Source organism: Methylobacterium oryzae (genome assembly GCF_021398735.1).
Classification (GTDB): Bacteria; Pseudomonadota; Alphaproteobacteria; order Rhizobiales; family Beijerinckiaceae; genus Methylobacterium.
The window spans coordinates 5387061-5409179 of the sequence record NZ_CP090349.1 but is presented as its reverse complement, the minus strand read 5'-3'; the positions used below and the strand labels follow the sequence as shown (position 1 = coordinate 5409179).

20 protein-coding genes are annotated in these 22119 nt (G+C 72.5%); 10 read left to right on the top strand and 10 right to left on the bottom strand.

What is annotated here, in order from left to right:
* Positions 1-43: 43 nt before the first annotated feature.
* The gene (locus tag LXM90_RS25850; RefSeq protein ID WP_020092554.1) at positions 44-1285 is read left to right on the top strand and encodes an MFS transporter; all 1242 of its coding nucleotides are present in this window, start codon (positions 44-46) and stop codon (positions 1283-1285) included.
* A gap of 336 nt (positions 1286-1621) precedes the next feature.
* Here the strand turns inward: LXM90_RS25850 and LXM90_RS25845 are convergent, their stop codons facing one another.
* Positions 1622-2866: an NAD(P)/FAD-dependent oxidoreductase gene (locus LXM90_RS25845; RefSeq protein WP_020092553.1), complete on the bottom strand. Its 1245-nt coding sequence runs from the start codon at positions 2864-2866 to the stop codon at positions 1622-1624.
* Positions 2863-3810 carry a LysR family transcriptional regulator gene (locus LXM90_RS25840; RefSeq protein ID WP_026604832.1) on the bottom strand — a complete coding sequence of 316 codons (948 nt, stop codon included), beginning with the start codon at positions 3808-3810 and terminating at the stop codon, positions 2863-2865. The genes LXM90_RS25845 and LXM90_RS25840 overlap by 4 nt, the downstream gene beginning before the upstream one ends.
* Before the next feature lie 182 nt (positions 3811-3992).
* Between LXM90_RS25840 and LXM90_RS25835 the strand changes: the two genes are divergently transcribed.
* The 4 genes from LXM90_RS25835 to LXM90_RS25820 are packed head-to-tail and all read left to right on the top strand — an operon-like array spanning position 3993 to position 7421.
* A complete protein-coding gene (locus LXM90_RS25835) occupies positions 3993-5048 on the top strand; it encodes a class 1 fructose-bisphosphatase (protein ID WP_020092551.1) in 1056 nt (351 codons plus the stop codon).
* A gap of 23 nt (positions 5049-5071) precedes the next feature.
* The gene (locus LXM90_RS25830) at positions 5072-5932 is read left to right on the top strand and encodes a phosphoribulokinase (protein ID WP_012320495.1); all 861 of its coding nucleotides are present in this window, start codon (positions 5072-5074) and stop codon (positions 5930-5932) included.
* Positions 5933-5952: 20 nt separating this feature from the next.
* The gene (gene rpe / locus LXM90_RS25825) at positions 5953-6639 is read left to right on the top strand and encodes a ribulose-phosphate 3-epimerase (protein WP_020092550.1); all 687 of its coding nucleotides are present in this window, start codon (positions 5953-5955) and stop codon (positions 6637-6639) included.
* Positions 6633-7421, top strand: coding sequence for an HAD-IA family hydrolase (locus LXM90_RS25820; RefSeq protein ID WP_020092549.1), 789 nt, complete (start codon positions 6633-6635; stop codon positions 7419-7421). The genes rpe and LXM90_RS25820 overlap by 7 nt, the downstream gene beginning before the upstream one ends.
* Here the strand turns inward: LXM90_RS25820 and LXM90_RS25815 are convergent.
* Positions 7382-8356: an MBL fold metallo-hydrolase gene (locus tag LXM90_RS25815; RefSeq protein WP_020092548.1), complete on the bottom strand. Its 975-nt coding sequence runs from the start codon at positions 8354-8356 to the stop codon at positions 7382-7384. The two genes, LXM90_RS25820 and LXM90_RS25815, sit on opposite strands and share 40 nt — an antisense overlap.
* Before the next feature lie 34 nt (positions 8357-8390).
* The gene (locus tag LXM90_RS25810; protein WP_103984977.1) at positions 8391-9431 is read right to left on the bottom strand and encodes an SDR family oxidoreductase; all 1041 of its coding nucleotides are present in this window, start codon (positions 9429-9431) and stop codon (positions 8391-8393) included.
* A 229-nt stretch (positions 9432-9660) separates the two neighbouring features.
* Between LXM90_RS25810 and LXM90_RS25805 the strand changes: the two genes are divergently transcribed.
* Positions 9661-10407, top strand: coding sequence for a YebC/PmpR family DNA-binding transcriptional regulator (locus tag LXM90_RS25805; protein WP_020092546.1), 747 nt, complete (start codon positions 9661-9663; stop codon positions 10405-10407).
* 147 nt (positions 10408-10554) lie between these two features.
* Here the strand turns inward: LXM90_RS25805 and LXM90_RS25800 are convergent, their stop codons facing one another.
* On the bottom strand, positions 10555-11541 hold the full coding sequence (locus tag LXM90_RS25800; protein ID WP_020092545.1) for an alginate O-acetyltransferase AlgX-related protein: 987 nt from the start codon (positions 11539-11541) through the stop codon (positions 10555-10557).
* A 178-nt stretch (positions 11542-11719) separates the two neighbouring features.
* Between LXM90_RS25800 and ada the strand changes: the two genes are divergently transcribed.
* On the top strand, positions 11720-12784 hold the full coding sequence (gene ada / locus LXM90_RS25795) for a bifunctional DNA-binding transcriptional regulator/O6-methylguanine-DNA methyltransferase Ada (protein WP_234083063.1): 1065 nt from the start codon (positions 11720-11722) through the stop codon (positions 12782-12784).
* A 195-nt stretch (positions 12785-12979) separates the two neighbouring features.
* On the opposite strand, the gene LXM90_RS25790 is transcribed toward ada, so the two are convergent.
* Both LXM90_RS25790 and LXM90_RS25785 read right to left on the bottom strand, forming a co-directional pair.
* Positions 12980-14314: a DUF5666 domain-containing protein gene (locus LXM90_RS25790; RefSeq protein WP_020092543.1), complete on the bottom strand. Its 1335-nt coding sequence runs from the start codon at positions 14312-14314 to the stop codon at positions 12980-12982.
* Positions 14315-14325: 11 nt separating this feature from the next.
* Positions 14326-15171, bottom strand: coding sequence for a DUF6502 family protein (locus LXM90_RS25785; protein ID WP_020092542.1), 846 nt, complete (start codon positions 15169-15171; stop codon positions 14326-14328).
* Positions 15172-15645: 474 nt separating this feature from the next.
* Here LXM90_RS25785 and LXM90_RS31950 point away from each other — a divergent pair, with 474 nt between their 5' ends.
* From LXM90_RS31950 to LXM90_RS25775, 3 genes are all read left to right on the top strand, one after another.
* Positions 15646-15774, top strand: a complete 129-nt coding sequence (locus tag LXM90_RS31950; RefSeq protein ID WP_020092541.1) for a hypothetical protein — start codon at positions 15646-15648, stop codon at positions 15772-15774.
* Between the two features lie 35 nt (positions 15775-15809).
* Positions 15810-16547, top strand: a complete 738-nt coding sequence (locus LXM90_RS25780) for an outer membrane protein (RefSeq protein ID WP_020092540.1) — start codon at positions 15810-15812, stop codon at positions 16545-16547.
* Positions 16548-16732: 185 nt separating this feature from the next.
* Positions 16733-17104 carry a hypothetical protein gene (locus LXM90_RS25775; protein WP_020092539.1) on the top strand — a complete coding sequence of 124 codons (372 nt, stop codon included), beginning with the start codon at positions 16733-16735 and terminating at the stop codon, positions 17102-17104.
* Between the two features lie 18 nt (positions 17105-17122).
* Here the strand turns inward: LXM90_RS25775 and grpE are convergent, their stop codons facing one another.
* The 3 genes from grpE to LXM90_RS25760 form a co-directional block, all read right to left on the bottom strand.
* Positions 17123-17737, bottom strand: a complete 615-nt coding sequence (gene grpE / locus LXM90_RS25770; RefSeq protein WP_026604829.1) for a nucleotide exchange factor GrpE — start codon at positions 17735-17737, stop codon at positions 17123-17125.
* Between the two features lie 103 nt (positions 17738-17840).
* Entirely contained in the window at positions 17841-20633 is a 2793-nt protein-coding gene (locus LXM90_RS25765; protein ID WP_020092537.1) for a [protein-PII] uridylyltransferase, read from the bottom strand.
* A 51-nt stretch (positions 20634-20684) separates the two neighbouring features.
* Positions 20685-22103: a TAXI family TRAP transporter solute-binding subunit gene (locus LXM90_RS25760; RefSeq protein ID WP_020092536.1), complete on the bottom strand. Its 1419-nt coding sequence runs from the start codon at positions 22101-22103 to the stop codon at positions 20685-20687.
* Between the last annotated feature and the right edge of the window lie 16 nt (positions 22104-22119).

The window sequence follows — 22119 nt, the reverse complement described above, 5'->3', positions numbered from 1 at the left end:
GCGATGCCGCGGGTCTGATCCCGCCCGCGTCGCGAAGCGTGCCATGACCGACAGCACAGAGCCGGCTCTCCCGTCCAGCGCGGCCGTCGCCGCGGCGCCGGCCACGTCGATCCCGCGCCTGATCGTCGTGCTGGCCTGCGCGGGGTTCGGCAGCACCTTCGCGCTCCGCTCGGTCGAGCCCCTCGTCGGCGTGCTCGCCCGGGATCTCGCGAGCGACGCCCACACGGTGGCGCTCCTCTCCACCGCCTTCGCACTGCCCTACGCGTTCATCCAGCCGGTGCTCGGCCCGATCGGCGACGCGCTCGGCAAAGAGCGGGTGATGAGCACCTGCCTCGCGGTGCTCGCCGTCGCGCTGACCCTGTGCAGCGTCGCGCCGGACATCGGCAGCCTGTTCGGCCTCCGCATGCTCGCGGGGGCTGCCGCGGGCGGCTGCATCCCGCTCTCGCTCGCGCTCCTGGGCGACCGCGTGCCGATGGAGGGTCGCCAGGTGGCGATCGGGCGCTTCCTCGTGGCGGTGATCCTCGGCCAGCTCTCGGGCTCGACCTTCGCGGGCCTGATCGAGGCGGCGATCGGCTGGCGCGGCGTCTTCGCGGTCATCGCCGCGGTGGCGGCCCTGGCCTGCGCGGCGACCGTCTTCGGCTTCGACCGGGCCGGCCGGGCTCCGGCCCGCCGCCCCGCCTTCGGCGAGGCGGTGACGCGCTACCGCACGATCCTGGGCAATCCCCGGGCGCGGGTGCTGTTCTCGGCGGTGTTCATCGAGGCCATCGCGATCTTCGGCGTGTTCCCGCACCTCGCCCCGCTGATCGAGGCGCGGGGGGAGGGCGGCCCGCGCGAGGCCGGGCTGGTGCTGGCGGGGTTCGCGGTCGGCGGCCTGCTCTACTCGGCCCTGGTCGGGCTGCTGGTGCGGCTGCTCGGCCTGCCGCGGATGCTGATCGGCGGCGGCCTGATCTGCGGCGCGTCGCTCACCGTGGTCGGGCTCGCGGGCTCCTGGCAGGTCGACTGCGCCGCGCTCACCGCCATGGGCCTCGGCTTCTACATGCTGCACAACACCTACCAGACGCAGGTCACCGAGGTCGCGCCCAAGGCCCGCGCCTCCGCGGTGGCGCTCCACGCCTTCTCGTTCTTCTGCGGCCAGGCGCTCGGCGTCGCGGTGATCGGGCAGGCGCTGCTCCGGTTCGGGCAGCTCGGGGCCCTGCTCGGATGCGCCGTCACCATCCTGGCGCTCGGGATCGCCACCGCCATCGCCCTGCGGCAGAAGCCGGGACCAGTCCCGTTTACCGGCTGAGCGCGCCTTTTCCCGGACGCCCGCAACGCAGTGGAAGGCGATCCGGGAACCAGCACACGAAGCGCCGCGAAAGCGGCACCGCATATCGACGCTTCGCGACGTTTTGCGCTGGATCCCGGGTCGCATTCCGCTGGTGCTCCATGCGCCGGGGAAAGGGCATGGTGCTCGGACGATTCAGAGCGGCGTCCAGCCGTTCCATGGTTTTCCGAGAGTTAGTCTGAACCGCGCGAGGTCGTCCTTGTGAGCGCAGCGAAGCAATCCAGTGTCGCGCCACGCCTCCCGATGTCGCGCTGCTCTGGGTCGCTTCGCTACGCTCGCGATGACGCGGAGCAGCTCTCAGACCCGCCCCATCGCCAGCGCCTTGAGGTCGAAGCCTAGATCTTCCGCCTTGTCGGGCGTCAGCGGCGTCCCGGCCGCGAGCAGGCGCCGCGCGATCATGTGGTCACCCGCGCGGTCGACGGATTCCACCGCGCTCAGGCGCCCGTCGCGGAAGCGGAAGACCGAGAAGGCGTCGCCGGTCCCGCGGACGACGCCGGCATCGCCGGGTCCCGACAGGCCCGCGATCTGCAGCTTGTGCGGACCCTGGTCGCTCCAGAACCACGGCAGCGCCCCGTAGGCGGCGGGCTTGCCGGTGAGGCGGGCCGCGAGGCAGCGGCCCTGGTCGATGGCGTTCTGCACGGACTCGATCCGCACCGTCCCGTCCGGCGTCAGCCCGCGGGCGAAGGGGATCGGGAAGCGGGCGCAGTCGCCGATCGCCGAGATGGCCGGGTCGGGCGTCGCCAGGAACGCGTCGACCCGCACGCCGTCCTCGGCCGGGAGGCCGGCCTCCGCGGCGAGCTCCCGGTTCGGCAGGACGCCGATCCCCACGAGGACCAGATCGGCCGCGCGTTCGCTGCCGTCCGCCAGGGCGACGCCGGTGGCGCGGCCGTCCCGCCCGACGATCGCCGTCACGCCCGCCCCGAAGGCGAAGCGCACGCCCATCGCGGCGTGGGCGCGGCGGAAGAATTCGCCCATCTCGGACGAGACCGCCCGGGCCATGGGCCGCTCGGCCGCCTCGACCACCGTCACCGGGAGGCCGCGCGCGGCCGCGACGGCGGCGAATTCGAGCCCGATGAAGCCGGCCCCGATGATGACGACCGCCCGGGCCTCGGCGACTGCCGCCTTCAGGGCGTCGGCATCCGCGAGACCGCGCAGCTGGCGCACGCCCGCGAGTTCGGCGCCCGGGACCGGCAGGGGGCGGTTGCGCGCGCCGGTGGCGAGCACGAGGTGGTCGTAGGGGAGGTCGGTGCCGTCCGAGAGCTGCAGGCGGCGCGCGTCCCGGTCGATCGCGACGGCGCGGAGCCCCGGGCGGTGCGCGATGGCGTGCTCGGCGAAGAAGCCGGGCGGGCGCAGGAACAGGCCCTCTCGGTCGGTCTTGCCGGCGAGGTAGGCCTTCGAGAGGGGCGGCCGCTGGTAGGGCAGGGCGGTCTCGTCGCCCACCAGGGTGATCGGGTCGCGGAACCCGCCCTCCCGCAGGGACGCGGCGAGCTGGAAGCCGGCCTGCCCGGCCCCGGCCACGACGACGCCGGCAGCGGCGCTCACGCCTTGGCTCCCGCCAGCACCAGACCGCTCTGGGCGACGCCCGGCAGGCAGCGCGCGCCCTCCGACATCAGGTAGGACCAGACCGCGGAGGCGGCCGGGCCCAGCACCTTGTCGGCGCGCCGGACCGCGTACCAGTCGCGCCGGATCGGCAGGCCCCTGACGTTGAGGAGGACGAGGCGCCCGCTCTCCAGCTCGGCCGCCACGGAGTGCACCGAGAGCAGCGCGATCCCGAGCCCGGCCATCACCGCCTGCTTGATCGTCTCGTTCGACCCGGTGTCGATGTCCAGCGGCGCCCGCTTGACCAGGACGCCGCTCATGAACTCCTCGAAGACCATGCGGGTGCCCGAGCCCTCTTCGCGGAGGAAGAACGGCTGGTCCGCGAGGTCCTCGCGGTTCAGGTCGGTCCGGCCCGCCAGGGGGTGGCCGGGCGGCGCGATCAGCACGATCGGGTGCGGCCCGAAGGTGGCGGCCTCGATCGGGAAGTCCCGGGGCGGGCGGCCCATCAGGGCGAAGTCGATCTCGTAGCCGCGCAGCGCCTCCACGGTCTGGCCGCGGTTGCGCACCGACAGGCTGATCTCGACGCCGGGATGCTTCTTGACGAAGCCCGCGATCACCTGCGGGGCGAAGTACTTGGCGGTGGAGACGACGCCGAGCGCCACGCGGCCGCCCTCCGCGCCGCGCAGGGTGCGCAGGCGGTCCGTGCAGGTCTCCAGCACCGTGTTGATGCTGTCGATCGCCCAGAGCATCTCGCGGCCGGCATCCGTCGGCTTGAGGCCCCCCGGCGTCCGGTCGAACAGCAGCAGCCCGGCCTCCTCCTCCAGCTGGCGGATGCGCGCGTAGAGGGCGGCGGAGGTGACGTTCAGCTCCTGCGCAGCCCGGGTCATGGTGCCGAGGCGGGCCACGGCAGCGACCGCCTGAAGCTGCTTGAGGGAGAGGTTGCGCATGGCGGACATCTCGTTTTTTTCGTCCTATGGCACAAGATCGCACAGAAATCTTGAAGGCCCCGCCGCGGGTTCCTGTCGATCCGGAGACAGAGACCGCTATCTTGGCAGCCAAGCGGCCGCTACAGAGCCGGCGCGGAACGCGCGATCCCCGCGGACGGGATCCGAGCAGGAGGAGTAGGCCGATGGCAATTTCAGCGGCGATCGGGACGCCCCTCGAGACCTGCCTGGCGCAGGCCGTGGACGCCAATCCGGCGCTGAAGGACGCCGCCGCGGTGATCGCGGCCGTGGCGCGGTCGGCGGTGGAGATCAGCGAGCGGATCGGGCGCGGCGCGCTCAGCGGCGACCTCGCGGCGGCCGGCGATCACAACAGCGACGGCGACGTCCAGAAGGCCCTCGACGTCATCGCTCACGAGAGCGTGACCGCGGCGCTGCGGGGCGCGCCGGTCGCCGAGGTCGCCTCCGAGGAGGCCGAGGAGGTGATGCGTCTGAACCCGGACGCCCCGCTCGCCGTCGCCATCGACCCCCTCGACGGCTCCTCCAACATCGGCGTGAACATGGCCGTCGGCATGATCTTCGGCATCCGGCCGTCGATCAAGGATCCGGCGAACCCGCTGGCCTCGTTCACCACCCCCGGCTCGACGCAGATCGCCGCGGGCTTCGTCACCTACGGCCCGGCCACGGCGCTGATCCTGACGCTCGGCGACGGCACCCAGTCCTACGTGCTCGACCGCGCCGAGGGCCGGTTCAAGCTGACGAGCCCGGCGATGTCGGTGCCGGCCTCCACCAAGGAATTCGCCATCAACGCCTCCAACGCTCGGCACTGGGACGCGCCGGTGAAGGCCTATATCGAGGATTGCCAGCGCGGCACCGAGGGGCCGCGCGACAAGGACTACAACATGCGCTGGCTCGCCTCGCTGGTGGCCGACATCCAGCGCGTGCTGACCCGCGGCGGTGTGTTCCTCTACCCGGGCGACGCCCGGAAGAACTACGCCCGTGGCCGCCTGCGGCTGCTCTACGAGGTCGCGCCCGTGGCCATGCTGGTCGAGCAGGCCGGCGGCGCGGCGACCGACGGCCAGACGCGGATCCTCGACCTCGTGGCCACCGGCATCCACGAGCGGGCGCCGCTGGTCTGCGGCTCGACCGAGGAAGTGGCGTGCGTCGCCACCTACTATGCCGGAGGCAAGCCCGATGCCGGCCGCTCGCCGCTCTTCGGCCAGCGCGGCCTGATGCGGTCATAGCCGCACCGTGAAGTCGTAAAGGCATGTCGGCGCGGCACCCCATCATCTCGGTGACCGGCTCCTCCGGGGCCGGGACCACCTCGGTGCGCAACACCTTCGAGCAGATCTTCCGCCGCGAGGACGTGCGGGCGGTCTTCATCGAGGGTGACGGCTTCCACGCCTTCGACCGCGACACGATGCGGGCGATGATGGCGAACGAGCCGACGCTGTCCCACTTCGCGCCGCGGGCCAACCTCCTGCCGGAGCTGGAGGCGGTGTTCCGCAGCTACGCCGAGTCCGGCACCGGCCGGACCCGTCACTACGCCCACGACCAGCACGACGCGCAGGCCTACGGCATCCCGGAGGGCAGCTTCTCGGACTGGGAGACGTTCCCGCCCGATTCCGACCTCCTGTTCTACGAGGGCCTGCACGGCTGCGTGGCCGACCAGGACGTCGACATCGCCCGCTACGCCGACCTGAAGATCGGCGTCGTGCCGGTGATCAACCTCGAATGGATCCAGAAGCTGCACCGGGACCGCTCGTTCCGCGGCTACTCCACCGAGGCGGTGACCGACGTGATCCTGCGGCGCATGCCCGACTACGTGCAGACTATCTGCCCGCAATTCTCGTTCACCGACATCAACTTCCAGCGGGTGCCGACGGTCGACACGTCGAACCCGTTCATCGCCCGCTGGATCCCCACCGCCGACGAATCGATGGTCGTGATCCGCTTCAAGGACCCGAAGGGGATCGACTTCTCGTATCTCGTCTCCATGATTCACGACAGTTTCATGAGCCGGGCCAACTCCATCGTGATCCCCGGCGGCAAGCTCGACTTGGCGATGCAGCTGATCCTGACGCCGATGATCATGCAGCTCGTCGAGCGCCGCCGCCGGCTGGCCTGAGCCGACCCCGAAAGCCTCCCATGCTCGCACCCGTCATCGCCCCGTCGATCCTATCCGCCGACTTCTCGAAGCTGGCCGAGGAGACCCGCGCCGTGGACGCGGCCGGGGCCGACTGGATCCATCTCGACGTGATGGACGGGCATTTCGTGCCCAACATCACCTTCGGGCCGCCGGTGGTGAAAGCGCTCCGGCCGCACACGCAGAAGTACTTCGACGTGCATCTGATGATCGCGCCGGCCGATCCGTACCTCGCGGCCTTCGCGCAGGCGGGGGCCGACGGCATCACGGTCCACGCTGAGGCCGGGCCGCACATCCACCGCTCGCTCCAGACCATCCGCGACCTCGGCAAGCGCGCCGGCGTGGCGATCAACCCGGGCACGCCGGCCGCCATGGTCGAGCCGGTGCTCGACCTCGTGGATCTCGTGCTGGTGATGACCGTCAATCCCGGCTTCGGCGGCCAGAGCTTCATCAAGGGCGCCATGGAATCGGTGGCGCGGGTGCGCGCCATGGTGGCGGGCCGGGACATCCGCATCCAGGTCGACGGCGGGATCGACCCCGAGACGGTCAAGGTCGCGAGCCGCGCCGGCGCCGACACGTTCGTGGCCGGCAACGCGGTGTTCAGCGGCGGCCCGGACGCCTACGCCGAGCGCATCGCGGCGATCCGCGAGGGCGCGGAGGGCGCCTCCGGTCGCGACCTGTCGTGCTGAAGGCGCTGATCTTCGACGTCGACGGGACCCTCGCCGAGACCGAGGACCTGCACCGGCAGGCGTTCAACCGCGCCTTCGCGGAGCTCGGCCTGCCCTGGCGGTGGGACGAGGCGCTCTACGCCGACCTGCTGGCCGTCATGGGCGGCAAGGAGCGGCTCGCCCACTACATCGACACCGAGCACCCGGCGGAAGCCGCCGCGCTCCACGCCCGCGCGCCGGAGATCCACGCCATCAAGACGCGCGCCTACGGCGACCTCGTCGCGCGGAACGGCCTGCCGCTGCGCCCCGGGATCGCCCGGCTGATCGCCGAGGCCCGGGCCGCGGGAGTCCGGCTCGCGGTGGCCACCACGACGAGCCGCCCGAACGTCGACCGGCTCCTCGCCGCCAATTTCCCGCCGGACGCAGCGCCCTTCGACGTGATCGCGGCCGGCGACGAGGCGAGCCGCAAGAAGCCCGCCCCCGACGTGTTCCTGCTGGCGCTCGCCGGCCTGGAGATCCCGGCCTCCGAGGCGGTGGCCTTCGAGGATTCGGCCGCCGGCATCAGCTCGGCCCGAGCCGCCGGGCTGCCGGTCCTGGCAACCCGGAGCCGCTACACCGAGAGCCACCGGCTCGACGGCGCCTTCTCGGCCGTCTCGGATCTCGGCGAGCCGGACCGGCCGCACCGGCACCTCGCGGGCGTCGAATGGCCGGGCGGGGTCGTGGATCTGGCCTCCCTGATCCGGTGGCACGAATCCCGGGGCGGTCAGAGCACGCCGGTCCAGGCGATGGGCACGAGCCGGTAGCCCCGTCCGTCCCGTTCCACGTGGCCGAGCGACGGGAAGGGGAAGTGGTAGCCGACCACGAGGGCCCTCTCGGACGCGGCCGTGTCGTAGAAGCGGTGGCGCGTCGCCTGCGCCTGATCGGCGTCGTGATCGTACATCACGTGCCAGTCCGGGTGCTGCAGGAAGAGGGCCGGGATGTTGGTCACGTCGGACTGGATCAGCAGACGGTCCGCACCCGAGGCGACCGCGAAGGCCGTGTGGCCCGGCGTGTGGCCGGGGGCGGCGAGGGCGGTGATCCCGGGCACGATCTCCTCGTCCCACGCGAAGGTGCCGATCCGGTCCTTCAGGTCGCCGAGCACCCGGCGGGTGTTGGCGAAGTAGCCCTGCGTCACCGGGTCGGCGGCGCGGGCCATGTTGGCGTCGCTCATCCAGAACGCCCAGTCGGGTGCGGCGGCCCGGATCTCGGCGTTCGCGAAGGCGAGGGACCCGTCCGCCCGCTTGAGGCCGTTCGTGTGGTCGGGATGGAGGTGCGAGAGCAGGACGAGGTCGATGTCCTCGGGCCTGATCCCGGCCGCCGCGAGGTTCGCCGCGAGGCGGCCGACGGGCGCGCCCGGCACCGGGCCGTTGCCGGTATCGATCAGGACGAGCTGCGCGCCCGTGTTGATCAGCGTCGGGTTGAACGGCACCGTCACCTGGCCGGGGGGCATGTAGGCCGCCCGCGCGGCGCCGAGCGCCTCGTCCCGGGGAACGTTGCGCACGAAGCGGTCCGGCATCGGGAAGCTGCGCGCCCCGTCGTTGAGGATCGTGACCTCGCAGCTGCCGACACGCGTCCGGTAGAAGCCCGGCGCCTGCGCTCCGCCGAAGGGTGCGGTGGCGCGGGCGCGGCCGCCGAGACCCAGGACGGCCCCTCCGGCGAGCGCGGCCCGCACCAGATCGCGACGGTTCGTGCCCGGCATCGGATCCTCCTTGAAACCCGCGTTGGCCCGTGTCCTAGCGTCTGCCCGGCCGGCGATCGGCGCGGGCGTCCGCCCGCCCGTGCGCCTCGGTGGCGAACAGCATCGTCCCGGCCACGAGGCCGAGCGCGGCCGCGATCCCGAACTTGAGCCAGCGCGGGTCGGCCGCGGCGACGTCGCTGGTCGCGCGGGAGTCGAAGCGGCCGTGGGCGCCGGGATCGGTGTCCACCGGGTCGTAGAGGTTGTCGGGTCGGTTCTTCTGCGCCTGCACGCCGGTCATCTCCCCGCGATAGCCGTGCCGGGCGAGGTAGCCGTCGATCCAGCCCGGGATCAGCATGTTTCCGATGATCGCCTTCCAGGCCGAGGCCCCGATCCACACTTCCCGGGGCGCGTCGTGCGCCGCCCGGAAGACGTGCCGGGCGATGGCCCCCGGCTGGTAGATCGGCGGCACCGGCTCGAGCTTGCGTGGCAGCCGCGAGCGCGCCCAGTCGAATTGCGGCGTGTTCACGGCCGGAAGCTGTACCATCGTCAGGCGGACTCGGCTGCGGTCGTGGAGCAGCTCGCTGCGCAGGGAATCGACGAAGCCCCGCACGGCGGCCTTGGCGGCGCAGTAGCTTGCCTGGAGCGGGATCGACCGGTAGGCGAGCGCCGAGCCGACATGCACGATCGTGCCCCGGTCGCGCGGGACCATGTGGCGGAGGGCCGCCAGCGTGCCGTGCACCTGCCCCAGATAGGTCACCGCGGTGGCGCGGTGGAACTCGTCCGGGCTCGTCTCTTGAACGGGCGCGTAGACCGTCACCATCGCGTTGTTGACCCAGACGTCGATGCCGCCGAACGCCTCGGCCAGCGCGTCGGCGGCCTGGGCGACGGCCTCCGCGTCGGCGACGTCGGCCGCAAAGGCCAGGGCCCGGCCGCCGGCCCGCTCGACATCGCGGATCGTGCCCCTCAGCCCCGCCGGGCCGCGCGCGATCAGCCCCACGTTCCAGCCGTGCCGGGCGAATTCGTGGGCGACAGCCCGGCCGACGCCGGCGCTCGCGCCCGTGACCATGACCGTGCTGCGTCCGTTCCGGCTCGACATCGGGTTCCCAGCTGCGCGTGAAGTCCAGCGCCAACGCCCGAGACGGCGACTTTTTCCGCGGTCACGGGATTGCGAAGCCCGCGGGGCCGTATCGGCCCGTGTCGCGCCGACCGGCAGCGGCCGCGTTGCTTCGTCCGAAGGCGGCGGCCTATATACGGCGCGACCTCACAGCCGCGACGGCGGGGTTCCGCACGCCCGCCCGCGCCAACGAACAAAAGTCCGAACCGTCATGGCAGGCCATTCGCAGTTCAAGAACATCATGCACCGGAAGGGCCGGGTGGACGCGGTCCGCTCGAAGGTGTTCGGCAAGCTCGCCCGCGAGATCACGGTGGCGGCCAAGCTCGGCACGCCCGACCCGGCGATGAACCCGCGCCTGCGCGCCGCGATCCTGGCGGCCCGCGCCGAGAACATGCCCAAGGACAATATCGAGCGCGCCATCAAGAAGGCCGCCGGCGCCGACGGCGAGAACTACGAGGACATCCGCTACGAGGGCTACGGGCCCGGCGGCGCCGCGCTGATCGTCGAGGCACAGACCGACAACCGCAACCGCACCGCCTCGGACGTGCGCTCGGCCTTCACCAAGTCCGGCGGCAGCCTCGCCGAGACCGGGGCCGTCGCCTTCATGTTCGACCGCGTTGGCGTGATCGTCTACCCGGCCTCCGTGGCCGACGCCGACACGATGCTGGAGGCGGCGATCGAGGCCGGCGCCGACGACGTCAGCTCCGGCGAGGACGGACACGAGGTCATCTGCGCCCAGGATTCCTACGGCGAGGTCACCAAGGCCCTCGAGGCGCGCTTCGGCGAGCCCGCGCGCACGGGCCTGATCTGGAAGGCGCAGAACACCATCAACGTCGACGACGAGACCGGCGAGAAGCTCATCCGCCTCGTCGAGGTGATCGAGGACCAGGACGACGTCCAGAACGTCTACGTGAACTTCGCCCTGTCGGACGCGCTGGTGGCCAAGCTGCAGGCGTGAGGGGCACGGCCGGCGAGCCGGGAACGGACAGTCCCGGTCGCAGCCATGCCGGGCGCCCGCTCGCGCTCCGGATCCCGCTCGGCAATCCCGGACTGGCGAAGTCGGGGGTGGCGACGTGTTCGCCCTCCCGAGTTCCGGGCTCGCCCGTCAGGCGCCCGCGGCCGCGAGTTCGGCCCCGAAGCGGTCCTGCGCGTAGCGCTCCACCGAGAAGGTGTCGTCGGGCAGCTGCACCATGAAGCGCTCGGCCACCTCGGTCAGCACGATGTCGGGCCGGACGCGCTCGATATACGGCCAGTCCAGCGAGGTGCTCCAGACGAAGTGCACCTCGCGGAACGTCTCGGCCAGCATGATCGTCAGCATGTACGGCATGACGTGCGAGAAGGAATCGCCGAACAAGACCAGCCGGCGCGGGTCGGTGGCCTTGGCGTTCCCGTAGATCACGTGCGCACCGACATGCAGCGTGTGCAGCAGGCCGGCCTTCTCCCGGGCCTCGACGATCGGGCTGCCGTAGGTCCGGACCGCGTTCTGCTGCATCAGGACGGTGCGCGAGCGCGCCTGCCGGGGTGGATCGAAGGCGCTCCCCAGATCGCCGTCGTGGTCGGTCTCGAAGGACGGCCGCTCTCGCAGGTCCTGCCGCGGCTCGGCGCCCAGCGCCCGGCAGATCTCCGCGTAGGCGAGATAGCAGCCGTCGGCGGACCAGTGGGTGTCGGTCCGGCAGTAGAGGTCGGCCGCGTCGCGCTGCGCCCGCATCGGCGTCACCAGATCGATGCAGGTCTGCCGCCAGCGCTTCCGCCGGCGCCAGGCCGCGTACAGCCCGACCGGACCCGGGAAGCGGCCCGCCGGGGGCTCGCTGTGGAGGAGGCGGTAGGCCGGCGACGCGCTCGGCCGGATGGTGAGCCCGTCGAGCCGGTGATCGTAGATCATCAGCTTCTCCGGGGCGACGACGTGGCGGTACAGGATCCCCTGGGCGCGCAGGCGCCGCTCCCGCGTCGTCACGAGGCTGCGCCACTGCCAGATCAGCTCGGTCGTCTCCTCCGGCCGCTCGTACTGGCCGAGCACGTCGTTCGTGCCCGTCTTCAGGAACAGCCAGCCGTCCTGGCCGACATGGATGTGATCGGGCGTGCTCGAAGCCATGGCGCACTCGTGAGGCGGGTCGCCCGTTCCGGCGGCCGCCGATGTCGAATTCGGCCGCAAGGCGCGGGATGCCGGTGCGGCGGCGGACCGGCAGAGTGCCGCACGCGTCATCCACCACCCGGCAGGCCCCGTCATGCCCCTCCTCAAGGCCCGCGCCAAGCCGCATAGTACGGCTGCCATGAGCCCCGTTCCCGCGACAGACCCTGGCGATGCCGAGCGCTGGGCCGCCCTCGCCGCCCGCGACCCGCGGGCCGACGGCACCTTCGTGTACGCGGTCCGCACCACGGGCGTGTACTGCCGCCCGAGCTGCGCCGCGCGCGCGGCGCGGCCCGAGAATGTCAGCTTCCACCGGACCTGCGCTGAGGCCGAGGCTGCCGGCTTCCGGCCGTGCCGCCGCTGCCGCCCGGACGAGCCCGCCCTCGCCGAGCGCCGGGCCGAGGCGGTCGCCCGCGCCTGCCGCCTGATCGAGACGGCGGAGACGGTTCCGTCCCTCGCCGCGCTCGCCAGCGCCGCCGGCCTGAGCGCCTACCACTTCCACCGGGTGTTCAAGGACGCCACCGGCGTGACCCCCAGAGCCTACGCGGCCGCCCACCGCGCCGCCGCCGTGGCGCGGCGGCTGCCCGGGGCCGCCTCGGTGACGGAGGCGCTGTACGAGGCCGGCTACGCCGCCGCGAGCCGGTTCTACGCGGCGGGCGCGCCGCGCCTCGGCATGGCGCCCGCCGCCTACCGGACGGGCGGCGCGGACCTGCGCATCCGGTTCGGCATCGGCGCCTGCAGCCTCGGCGCGATCCTCGTCGCCGCCACCGAGGCGGGCGTCTGCGCGATCCTCCTCGGGGACGCGCCCGAGCCGCTCCTGCACGATCTCCAGGACCGCTTCCCCGCCGCGGAGATCGAGGGCGGCGACCCGGCCTTCGAGGGCTGGATGGCGCGGGTCATCGGGCTCGTGGAGGCGCCGGGCAGCGGCCTCGACCTGCCCCTCGACATCCGCGGGACGGCGTTCCAGCAGCGGGTCTGGACGGCGCTGCGCAAGATCCCGGTGGGATCCACCGCGACCTACGCGGAGATCGCCCGGGCGATCGGCCTGCCGACGGCGACGCGCGCGGTCGCGCAGGCCTGCGGGGCGAACCCGGTCGCGGTGGCCATCCCCTGCCACCGCGTCGTGCGCTCGGACGGTGCCCTGTCGGGCTATCGCTGGGGCGTCGCGCGCAAGCGCGCGCTGCTCGACCGGGAGGCGGAGGCCTGAAGTCCCTCCGTCCCGCGCGCGTCCGCGCTCCGCGCGGTCTGTTCTAGAGCCGCCTCCGATTGCGTTGCGACGGTGCGGGACGAAGGCCGATCCGGTCGAGACAGCCGCCCCACACCCCTCTCCCGCAGGGGAGAGAGGACCCACGCCTCGCTCGGCACGGGCCCGGCTACATTGTCGTCCCGACCGGGCGCGGCTCTAGCGCCGGCCGCCGCCCGGACCGCCAGGCCCGCCGAAACCACCGCCGCCGAAACCACCGCCGCCGAAGCCGCCCCCGCCCGGGCCCGGGCCGGGGCCCCCGGGCGAGCCGCCGAAGCCCCCGGGGCCGCCCGGGAACGCCCCGGGGCCTGCCGGCGGCGTGCCGCCGAAGCCGCCGCGCGGCGCTCCGAATCCGCCGGTACCCTCCGATCCGGGGACGACCGCGCCCCCCGGCCGGGTGTCGATCGCGGGGCCGCGCGGTTCGCCGATGCCGCCCAGGCCGCCCTGGCGGCCTCCGGGCTCGGCGCCGAAGCGGCCGGGCGCCTCGTCGGGGAGGTTGCGGAGGTCGAGCCGGTCGCGCTCCCGCTCGAACCGGGGGGCGTCCGGCCGCTGCGGCTCGGGCGCGATGCGGTCCTCGATCCGCAGCCGCTCCACCGTCAGGTCCCCGTCCCGCGCGATCGCCGCGGTCAGCACCGCCCGCACGCTCCCGGTGCGCGGAACCTGCGCGCCGGGGCGGCCCGCGACGGCGTAGCCCGCGCCGACGTCGAGCCTGCCGCTATCCCGGCCGATATAGGCCTCGATCGAGACCTGTTTCAGACCCGGCGGGAAGGGCAGACCGACCTGCGCGGCGTTGGTCACGGTGAGCACGCCGTTCGCCGCACGGCCCGTCACCAGGGCGCGCCGGCCCGGCGGCAGGGCGTCGGCGCCCGCGAGGCGGAGGCCGCCGATCCCGAGGCCGCCCGCGACCCGCCGCACCGGGCCGGCGACGCGGTCGGGCCCGGTGTCCCGCGGCTCGATCAGGCTCGCCACGATCACGCCGTCGGGCCGGCGCAGCCCGCTCACCGCGACTCGCGCGCCCGGCTGCCACGCGCCGCCGAGACCCGTGGTCGAGACCCGCTGGCCGAGCACTACGAGCCGCCCAGGCGCGACCGATTCCACCGTCCCGACCACTTCGCTCGTGACGTCGATCCGTCCCGTGGCGAGTCCGCCGCCCTCGGGCCGCGCCACCACGTGGACGACCTGACCGATCTTCAGGTGGGCGGCCTTCGCGGCCGTGCCGTCGATATGCACCTCCACCTCGGGCGGATAGGCGATGCGCAGGTCGTTGACGACGATCGAGCCGAAGCGTCGGATCGTGCCGATCACGCCGGTGCCGCCGATGCCGCGGTCGCCCTCGCCGAGGGGCCCGCTCTTCGGCGCGTCGGTCCGCATCATGCCGGTCCCGCCGATGCCCTGATCGCGCGGGGATTCCTGCGACCGGACGGTGCCGGGCAGAACGGTCGCGGCGCCCGCGAGCAGGCGCAGGACGAACCGGCGGTTGAGCGTGGCGCGCACCGGCCGGCCTCTCACCGCTCGTCCGCTCGCCGCGCCGGCGGCGCCGCTTCGGTGTAGACGTACAGGCCGAAGTTCCAGCGATGCGTGCCGCCGGGATCGGTCTGGCAGGCCGCGTGCGCTTCCCGGTTGGCCTGCTGCAGCGCCTCCATGGCGATCTCGCGGGCGCGCGCCTCGAGCCGGGTCGCGAGGTCCTCGGACAGCCCGTCGTAGTGGACCGCCCGCTCGAGGAAGCGCGGCGCGTCTCCGAAGATGTTGGCGACGGCGGCGGCGATATGGTCGTGCAGGTTGCGGCCGAAATAGTAGAGCTGGGGCCCCTCGGCGCCGTCGCCCCTCGGTACGTAGGCGGCCTCGGCCAGCACGATCCGGTCCTGCGGATCCGTGAAGGCCAGCCCGCGATCGAGCCACTCGTCGAGGACGGCGCGCGGCCGCAGGTCCCGCGTCACGCCCGCGACCAGCGACTCGAACGAGGGTGCGCCGCCCTCGGCCGTGCGCGGAAGTTTCAGGGGCTGGCCCTGCGCGTCGGTGAAGGCCGGGTCGGCGATCCAGCGGGCGATGATCCGGCTGGTGCGGGAGACGACCGCCGGGACGGCGCTGACCGGAGCACCGGCGCCTCGCAGGCGCCGAACCTCCTTGCGGTGGATGCCGGTGAGCAGGGAGACGCGGCTGTCGGTCTGCTCCTTTCCGGTGAGGGCGAAGTCGTACTCGGCGACGTTCACGTACAGCTCGCGCAGCAGGTCGGTGAGTGCTGGGAAGGTGATGCCGCGGGCGACGAGCAGGCGCACGAGGGGGCGCAGCAGCCGCGCCAGCGGCGCGTGCAGGCTGGCGCCCTCCCGCGGTGTATCGGCAGTATCAGACATGGCCGCATCGTGACGGCTCACGCTGTGGGACACAATCCCACCGCGTGCGAAGGCGCACGCTGGTCCCTCGATTTCGCGTTGACGTGGGATTTTTGCACACGTAAAACCATTTCGTGGTCAAATTTCCCACGAAATGCGGGGCCGGCCGATGACGATTGATACGCGAACGCTCGTGGCGATGCCCCTGCCGCCGCTCACGCTTCCCACCGCCCAGGCGCGACGGGCAAGCCTGGGTGATCCCCTTCCGCGGCTCCGACGCCTCGTCTGCGTCGTCGCCGCGCTCACACTGCCCGTCCTCGGGGTCGCCGTCGCGGAAACGGTCCACCGCGCCGGTTCACCGAGGGCGCCGCAGGCCGCCGCTCCCGCCACCCCCTCAGGCGGGGCGGCGGCACCCTCGGGCGCCGTCGGGCCCCGACGCGCCGCGAGAACCGTGAGGGTCGCGGCACGCACGGAAGAGAACCGCGAGGTCCGCTCTTGATCGCCCTGTCCGGTATCGACCGCGCACGAACCGCGCCGACCTGCGGTGGAGCGGCCATTCTCGATCTCGCCCTCTGCCTGATCCTGTCCGTGACCGTCGTCGGGCTGCTCCTCCTGGCCCTCTGATCCCGCGGCTCCGCCGCGCGCCGAACGAGATTTCCATGAACGCACGAACCTCCGCAGCCCTCGCGGGCGCCGCATGCGGCTGCCTGGCCCTCGCCGCCCAGGCGGCCGACCTGCCCCGCCGCGCGCCGCCGCCGCCACTGCCGTCGCTCCCGGTCTTCACCTGGACGGGCATCTATGCCGGCGTGAATGCGGGATACGCATTCCCGACCGGGAGCGGCGGCTTCACCGACCCGACCTACGGCACCGTCACGGGCGGCGGGCGGTCAGGCGGCTTCGCCGGCGGCGGCCAGATAGGCTACAATTACCAATTCACGCCGGGCTCCGGCGCCGTCGTCGGCGTCGAGGCCGACATCCAGGGCGCGGCCTTCGCCAAGGCGGACGCCGCCTATCTCGGCACCACGCCGTATTACAGTGTCCGACCGAGCCTCGACTATTTCGGCACGGTCCGCGCCCGGCTCGGCTACGCGTTCGACCGGGTCCTCGTCTACGGGACCGGCGGTTTCGCTTACGGCGGCGGGGCGCGCGCGACCGACGCGGGCGCCTACCCCTACACCCTGCCGTCGACCGACCGGACCGGATACGCGGCCGGCGGCGGCATCGAGTACGCCTTCACCGAGAAGCTCTCCGCCAAGGTGGAGGCGCTCTACCTCCATCTCGGCCGCGGAACGAACGCCGCCACGTACTACAACGCCAGTGTTCCGGCGTTTTATGGTGCCGGCAAACAGGACTCCGGGTTTGCGGTGGTTCGGGCCGGTGTGAATTACCGATTCTGAGCAATATTCGTTGGGCGATAGCTTGACGGAGCGGTCAAGCTGGGTCGCAATGCCCTGCATTCGGCTTCGCGAATCTGTCGGCCGCGCGAGCCTGTCCATGGCCGAGGGATGTCGGTGAGGCCGGATACCGCGCGGGTGCAGCCCCGCGGGACCGCGGATTCTCTCCGACAGGATCGGCCGTGAGCATGCCCAGCTCGACCTCCCTCACGACAATGCTGCTCGCCGTCGCGCTCGCGGCCTGCACCGTCCCGGCGCGGGCGCAGGAGATCGTGCCACCCGGGCCCGACGGGCGCGGCGCCATCCTGATCTACGGGAATTTCTGCGGCCCCGGCAGCCGCGGGCCCGGCTACCCGCCGATCGACGCGCTGGATCTCGCCTGCGCGCACCACGACGCGTGCTCGCCTGAGCCGGCCGCGGGAACGCTGCCGACCTGCGCCTGCAACGGCCGCCTCCGCGTCGAGGCGGGGCTCGTCGCCCGCGATCCGGCGGCGCCGGCCCGGACCCGCCAGACCGCGCAGTTCATCTCGGATTTCGCCGCGGCGCTGCCCTGCCAGTAGGGCGCACCACGGGGCCGCTCAGGCGGCGTCGGCCGGGTTGGCGGCTGCCTTCGGGCCGCCCTTGGCGACGCCCACCAGGGCCGGGCGCAGCACGCGCTCGCCGATGACGTAGCCCGCCTGCACGACCTGCACGACGGTGCCGGCCGGAACCTCCGCGTTCGGCACCTCGAACATCGCCTGATGGCGGTTCGGGTCGAACTTCTGGCCCTGCGGCTCGACGATCTTCACGCCGTGGCGCTCGAGGGTCTTGCCGAGGTCGCGCTCGGTGAGCTCGATCCCGTCGATCAGCCCCTTCAGGGCGCCGTCGGCCGTGGCCTTCGCGTCGGCCGGAACGCTGTCGAGGGCGCGGCGGATGTTGTCGGCGACGTTGAGCACGTCCCGGGCGAAGTTGGTCACCGCGTAGGCGCGCGCGTCGGCGACCTCGCGCTCCGTCCGGCGGCGCAGGTTCTCCATCTCGGCGAGGGTGCGCAGCGTCCGGTCCTTGAGCTCGTCGCGCTCGGCGGTCAGCAAGGCCAGGGCCTCCGCGACCGGATCGACGGTGGCCGACTCGCTGCCCTGACCCGCGGGCGCGGGATCCTGGGCCGCGCCGGCACCGGCTTCGACCGTGGTCTGGCGCTGGTCATCCTGAGGCATGTCGTTGCTCGTCATCACGTTTCAGTCGTGGGCGGGAATCGGTGAGGGATGGTGGAATCGGCGCTGATATCTGGCCACGGGGCCGCGAAATCAACCCGTACGCTCACGCCTCGCGCGGCGGCGGCGCCGCCACCAGCGCCTCCAGACCCTCGGCCTTCAGCGTCGCGACGTCGTGGGCGAACACGTCCATCACGGCGGCCCGGATCGCGGCCTGCCGGTCGGGCTGCGTCACCCGCGTGCCGGTGAGGTCGGTGACGTAGAAGACGTCCACGGCGCGCTCGCCGAACGTCGCCACATGCGCCGACGTGATGTTGAGCGACAGCCGGCTGAAGGCCGTGGTGAGCTCGTAGAGCAGGCCCGGCCGGTCGAGGCCGGTGATCTCCACCACGGTCTCCCGGCTCGACAGGGCGTTGTCGATGATGACGTCCGGCGGCACCGGGAAGGTCTTGGCGCGGGTGCTGGTCGGCGGGTGCTTGTCGGCCACGAGGTCGGCGATCTTGATCTCGCCCTTCAGCGCCCGCTCGATCGCCGCGGTGATGCGCTTGGTCCGACGCAGCTCGTCGTCGTCCCGCTCGAAGGCGCGCGAGATGAAGATCGTGTCGAGGGCGAACCCGTCCGTGGTGGTGAAGATCTGCGCGTCGACGATGTTGCTGCCGGCCGCGGCGCAGGCGCCGGTGACGATGGCGAGCAGGCGGGGATGGTCCGGCGAGTAGACCGTGATCTCGGTCACGCCCCGGACGGGATCGAGGGCGACGTCGGTCGCGCTGGTCCGCCCGTCGCGCACGACGTCGCGCAGGAAGATCGCGTTCTTGAGCTGGCGCGTGCCGTCGACCTTGAGCCAGTAGGCCTGGCTGTGGCGGGCCGCGTAGGCGTCGAACTCCTCCGAGCCCCAGCCGGGCAGCTGTTCCCGCAGGCCCATCTGCACGAGGCGCACCCGGTCGGTGCGGGCGATCTCGGAATGGCCGCCCGAGAGGTAGACCTCGGTCTCGTCGTACAGGGTGCGGACCAAGGTGCCCTTCCAGGCGGTCCAGACGCCGGGGCCGACGGCGGTGATGTCGGCCACCGTCAGGATGGTCAGGAGCTTCAGCCGCTCCAGGCTCTGCACGCTCGCGGCGAAGCGCTCGATCGTCTTGGCATCCGAGAGGTCGCGGCTCTGCGCGGTCATCGACATCAGCAGGTGGTGCTCCACGAGCCAGCGCACCGTCTCGGTCTCGGCCTGGTTCAGGCCGAAGCGCGGGCAGAGCTTCTCGGCGATGGCGGCGCCGGCGATCGAGTGGTCCTCCGGGCGGCCCTTGGCGATGTCGTGCAGCAGGATCGCCACGTAGAGCGCGGTGCGGTTGTGGATCGAGTGCACGAGGCGCGAGACCAGCGGGTAGGTCTCCTGGGCCCGGCCCGATTCGATGTCCGCCAGCACGCCGACCGTGCGCAGCAGGTGCTCGTCCACCGTGAAGTGGTGGTACATGTTGAACTGCATCATCGCGACGATGCGGCCGAAATCCGGGATGAAGCGGCCGAGCACGCCCGCCTCGTTCATCTCGCGCAGCGCCTCCTCCGGCGCGTTCCGCGAGGTCAGGATCTCGACGAACAGTCGGTTCGCCTCGGGGTCCACGCGCAGCGACGGGTTGACGAGGCGCAGGGACCGGTTGGCCAGCCGCTTGGCGTCCGGATGGATCGCGAGGTTGTGCCGGTCGGCGAGCCAGAACAGCCGGATGAGGTTGACCGGGTCGCGCTCGAAGGCGTCCTCCGCGCGCAGGTTCACCCGGCCGTGGTCGATCCAGAAATCCTCCGCCTCCATGGCGGTCGCCCGGAACCGGTCGCGGAACCGGCCGATCCAGCGGTCGAGAACCGGCGTGCGCTTGGCGTGGCGCGCCTCCAGCTCGGCGCAGACGATGGCGGTGAGATCGCCCACATCCTTGGCGATGCGGAAATAGGCCTTCATGAAGCGCTCGACGCCGGAGAGGCCGCCCCGGGCCTCGTAGCCGAAGCGCTCGGCGATCCGCGGCTGCAGACCGAAGGACAGGCGCTCCTCGGCGCGCTTCGTGGCGAAGTGCATGTGGCAGCGCACCCGCCACAGGAACTCCTCGCAGCGCTCGAACAGCGCGTACTCTTCCGGGGTGAACAGGCCGGCGCTGACGAGCTCGATCTGGTCGCGGACCCGGTAGGTGTACTTGGCGATCCAGAACAGCGTGTTGAGGTCGCGCAGGCCGCCCTTGCCGTCCTTGACGTTGGGCTCGACGAGGTAGCGCGAGGTGCCGGCCTTGGAGACGCGCAGGTCGCGCTCGCGCAGCTTCGCCTCGACGAACTCGGCGGCGGATCCGACCACCAGCTCGGCGTCGAAGCGCGTCACGAGCTCCTCGTAGAGCACCCGGGTGCCGAACAGGTACCGCGCCTCCAGCAGGGCCGTCCGGATCGTCATGTCGGCCCGCGCCTCGCGCAGGCACTCCTCGACCGAGCGGGTGGCGTGGCCGACCTTCAGTTTCAGGTCCCACAGGACGTAGAGCATCCCCTCGACGACGCTCTCGGACCACGCGGTCTGCTTGTAGGGCAGCAGGAACAGCAGATCGATGTCCGATCCCGGCGCCATCGTGCCCCGGCCGTAGCCGCCGGTGGCGACCACCGCGAGCTGCTCGCCGGTCGACGGGTTGTCGTTGGGATAGAGCCGCCAGACCACGGCGTCGTGGATCGCCCGGACCACCGCGTCGGTAAGATTCGACAGGGTCTGCGCGCACAGCAGCCCGTTGCGGTCCTCGAGGAGCTGCGCCTCGGCGGCCCGGTGGCCCTCCTCGATCACCCGGCGCAGCTGCGGCACCAGCGCGGCCCGGAGCTTCGTGGGCTCGCGGGCCTCGCGGTCGAGGTTCTCGAGAACCGTATCGAGGGCGGCGACGGGATCGAACATGGTTCCCGTTAGCATGATATCCCTAAGCCGCCAGCCATGCGGCGCCCGCCGCTACTCCGCGGCCGGCAGATCGAGGGCGAGCAGCCGGGCCGTGCGGTTGCGGGTCGCCGCCCGGGGCTCGGTCTCGCTCGTCTGCCGCCGCGCGTCGGCGATGGCCGCGTGGACGCCGTCGACCGCCAGGATCAGCGCGCTGACCGTCCGCGCGTCGATGCTGCGCTCGCGGGCGTAGCAGACCACGTCCGCCACCAGCCCGTCGGTCTCGATCGCGATCGCGTCGAGTTCGGCGGCGCTGGTCGCCGCGCGCACCTCGCGCATGATGTCGAGGAGCCGGTCGAGGACGAAGTCGACCCGCTCCCGGCGCTTGCGGGCGAGGCGCTGGCCGAGCCACGCGAAGCCGGAGCCGATCGTGCCGCCGAAGAAGGCGAACAGGTAGATGTAGTCCTCGTAGCGGTCGAGGAAGGTCTGCTGCTCGCGCTCGAAATAGTCGACGGCGCCGGGGTGGTTCGGCAGGCGCGCCGAGGTCGCCGCCACCGTCGTGTCGAAGTCCGGCGCCTTCATCAGCTTGGCCACCGGCGCGGTCGAGGCGAGCCGCGAGCGCCACTCGAACAGGTGCTGCGTCGCAGAGGCGACCGCGACGCGGCTCACCGTGCCGCGGGCCATCAGGCGATAGGAGGCGCCGACGGTCTTGACCTCCTCGTCGGGCCGCTTCGGGCGGCCGCCGAAGGTGCCGGCCGGGATCGTCACCGACTGCAGCTCGGGGAAGCGCTGCAGGATCGCGTCGCCGTCCGGGATCGAGACGAAGCCGATCTTGCGGTCCGGCGCGCCCAGCTCGACGGCGCGGACGACCGCGGCCGCCGGCTTGGAGGCCGGGCTCGCGATCACCGCCACCGCGTCGACCCGCTTCTCGGTGAGTGCGGCCGTGACGTCACCGACCTTCAGCGGCACCACGACCACGTGGCCGGGCTCCGCCTCGGCGGCGTGGCCGGCCTCCGGCGCGTCCTCGCCCACGATGTCCGGCACGAGGTCGTAGAAGGACAGGAGGTTCGTGAGGAACGACAGGTCAGCGCTGTGACGGACCACGATGCCGAGCCGCTTGCGCGCCAGGGCCGGCACGTCGTCGAGATCGGCCGCCTCCGGCGCCGCGATGACCAGGGCCTCGTCGTGCAGGATCGCCAGGGTCAGCCCGTTCTCGGGCAGGAACACGTCCGGCCGCACCACCGCGAGGTCAGCCTTGTTGCGCTGGAGTGCCAGGGCGCTGTCGCGCACGTCGCCGTAGCGCACCACCTTGAGACGGACGTCCTCCCGGGCCCGGTCGAGGGCGCCGGCATAGGCCTCGATCAGCGCGGCCTCGGGCCCGTCCTGGGGGCCGACCGCCACCGTCAGGGTGTTCGGGCGCGACAGGTAGACGATCGCGGCCGCGGCCGCGGCGAGCCCCAGGGCCACGAGGACCAGGAGCCACTCGCGCCGCATCAGTACGGCCGCCGCG

Bases quoted from the DNA above. Each gene is read 5' to 3' on its own strand.
- LXM90_RS25850 (WP_020092554.1), top strand. From the start codon at position 44: ATGACCGACAGCACAGAGCCGGCTCTCCCGTCCAGCGCGGCCGTCGCC.
- LXM90_RS25840 (WP_026604832.1), bottom strand. From the start codon at position 3,810: ATGCGCAACCTCTCCCTCAAGCAGCTTCAGGCGGTCGCTGCCGTGGCC.
- LXM90_RS25835 (WP_020092551.1), top strand. From the start codon at position 3,993: ATGGCAATTTCAGCGGCGATCGGGACGCCCCTCGAGACCTGCCTGGCG.
- LXM90_RS25830 (WP_012320495.1), top strand. From the start codon at position 5,072: ATGTCGGCGCGGCACCCCATCATCTCGGTGACCGGCTCCTCCGGGGCC.
- rpe (WP_020092550.1), top strand. From the start codon at position 5,953: ATGCTCGCACCCGTCATCGCCCCGTCGATCCTATCCGCCGACTTCTCG.
- LXM90_RS25815 (WP_020092548.1), bottom strand. From the start codon at position 8,356: ATGCCGGGCACGAACCGTCGCGATCTGGTGCGGGCCGCGCTCGCCGGA.
- LXM90_RS25810 (WP_103984977.1), bottom strand. From the start codon at position 9,431: ATGTCGAGCCGGAACGGACGCAGCACGGTCATGGTCACGGGCGCGAGC.
- LXM90_RS25805 (WP_020092546.1), top strand. From the start codon at position 9,661: ATGGCAGGCCATTCGCAGTTCAAGAACATCATGCACCGGAAGGGCCGG.
- LXM90_RS25800 (WP_020092545.1), bottom strand. From the start codon at position 11,541: ATGGCTTCGAGCACGCCCGATCACATCCATGTCGGCCAGGACGGCTGG.
- ada (WP_234083063.1), top strand. From the start codon at position 11,720: ATGAGCCCCGTTCCCGCGACAGACCCTGGCGATGCCGAGCGCTGGGCC.
- LXM90_RS25785 (WP_020092542.1), bottom strand. From the start codon at position 15,171: ATGTCTGATACTGCCGATACACCGCGGGAGGGCGCCAGCCTGCACGCG.
- LXM90_RS25780 (WP_020092540.1), top strand. From the start codon at position 15,810: ATGAACGCACGAACCTCCGCAGCCCTCGCGGGCGCCGCATGCGGCTGC.
- LXM90_RS25775 (WP_020092539.1), top strand. From the start codon at position 16,733: ATGCCCAGCTCGACCTCCCTCACGACAATGCTGCTCGCCGTCGCGCTC.
- grpE (WP_026604829.1), bottom strand. From the start codon at position 17,737: ATGCCTCAGGATGACCAGCGCCAGACCACGGTCGAAGCCGGTGCCGGC.
- LXM90_RS25765 (WP_020092537.1), bottom strand. From the start codon at position 20,633: ATGTTCGATCCCGTCGCCGCCCTCGATACGGTTCTCGAGAACCTCGAC.
- LXM90_RS25760 (WP_020092536.1), bottom strand. From the start codon at position 22,103: ATGCGGCGCGAGTGGCTCCTGGTCCTCGTGGCCCTGGGGCTCGCCGCG.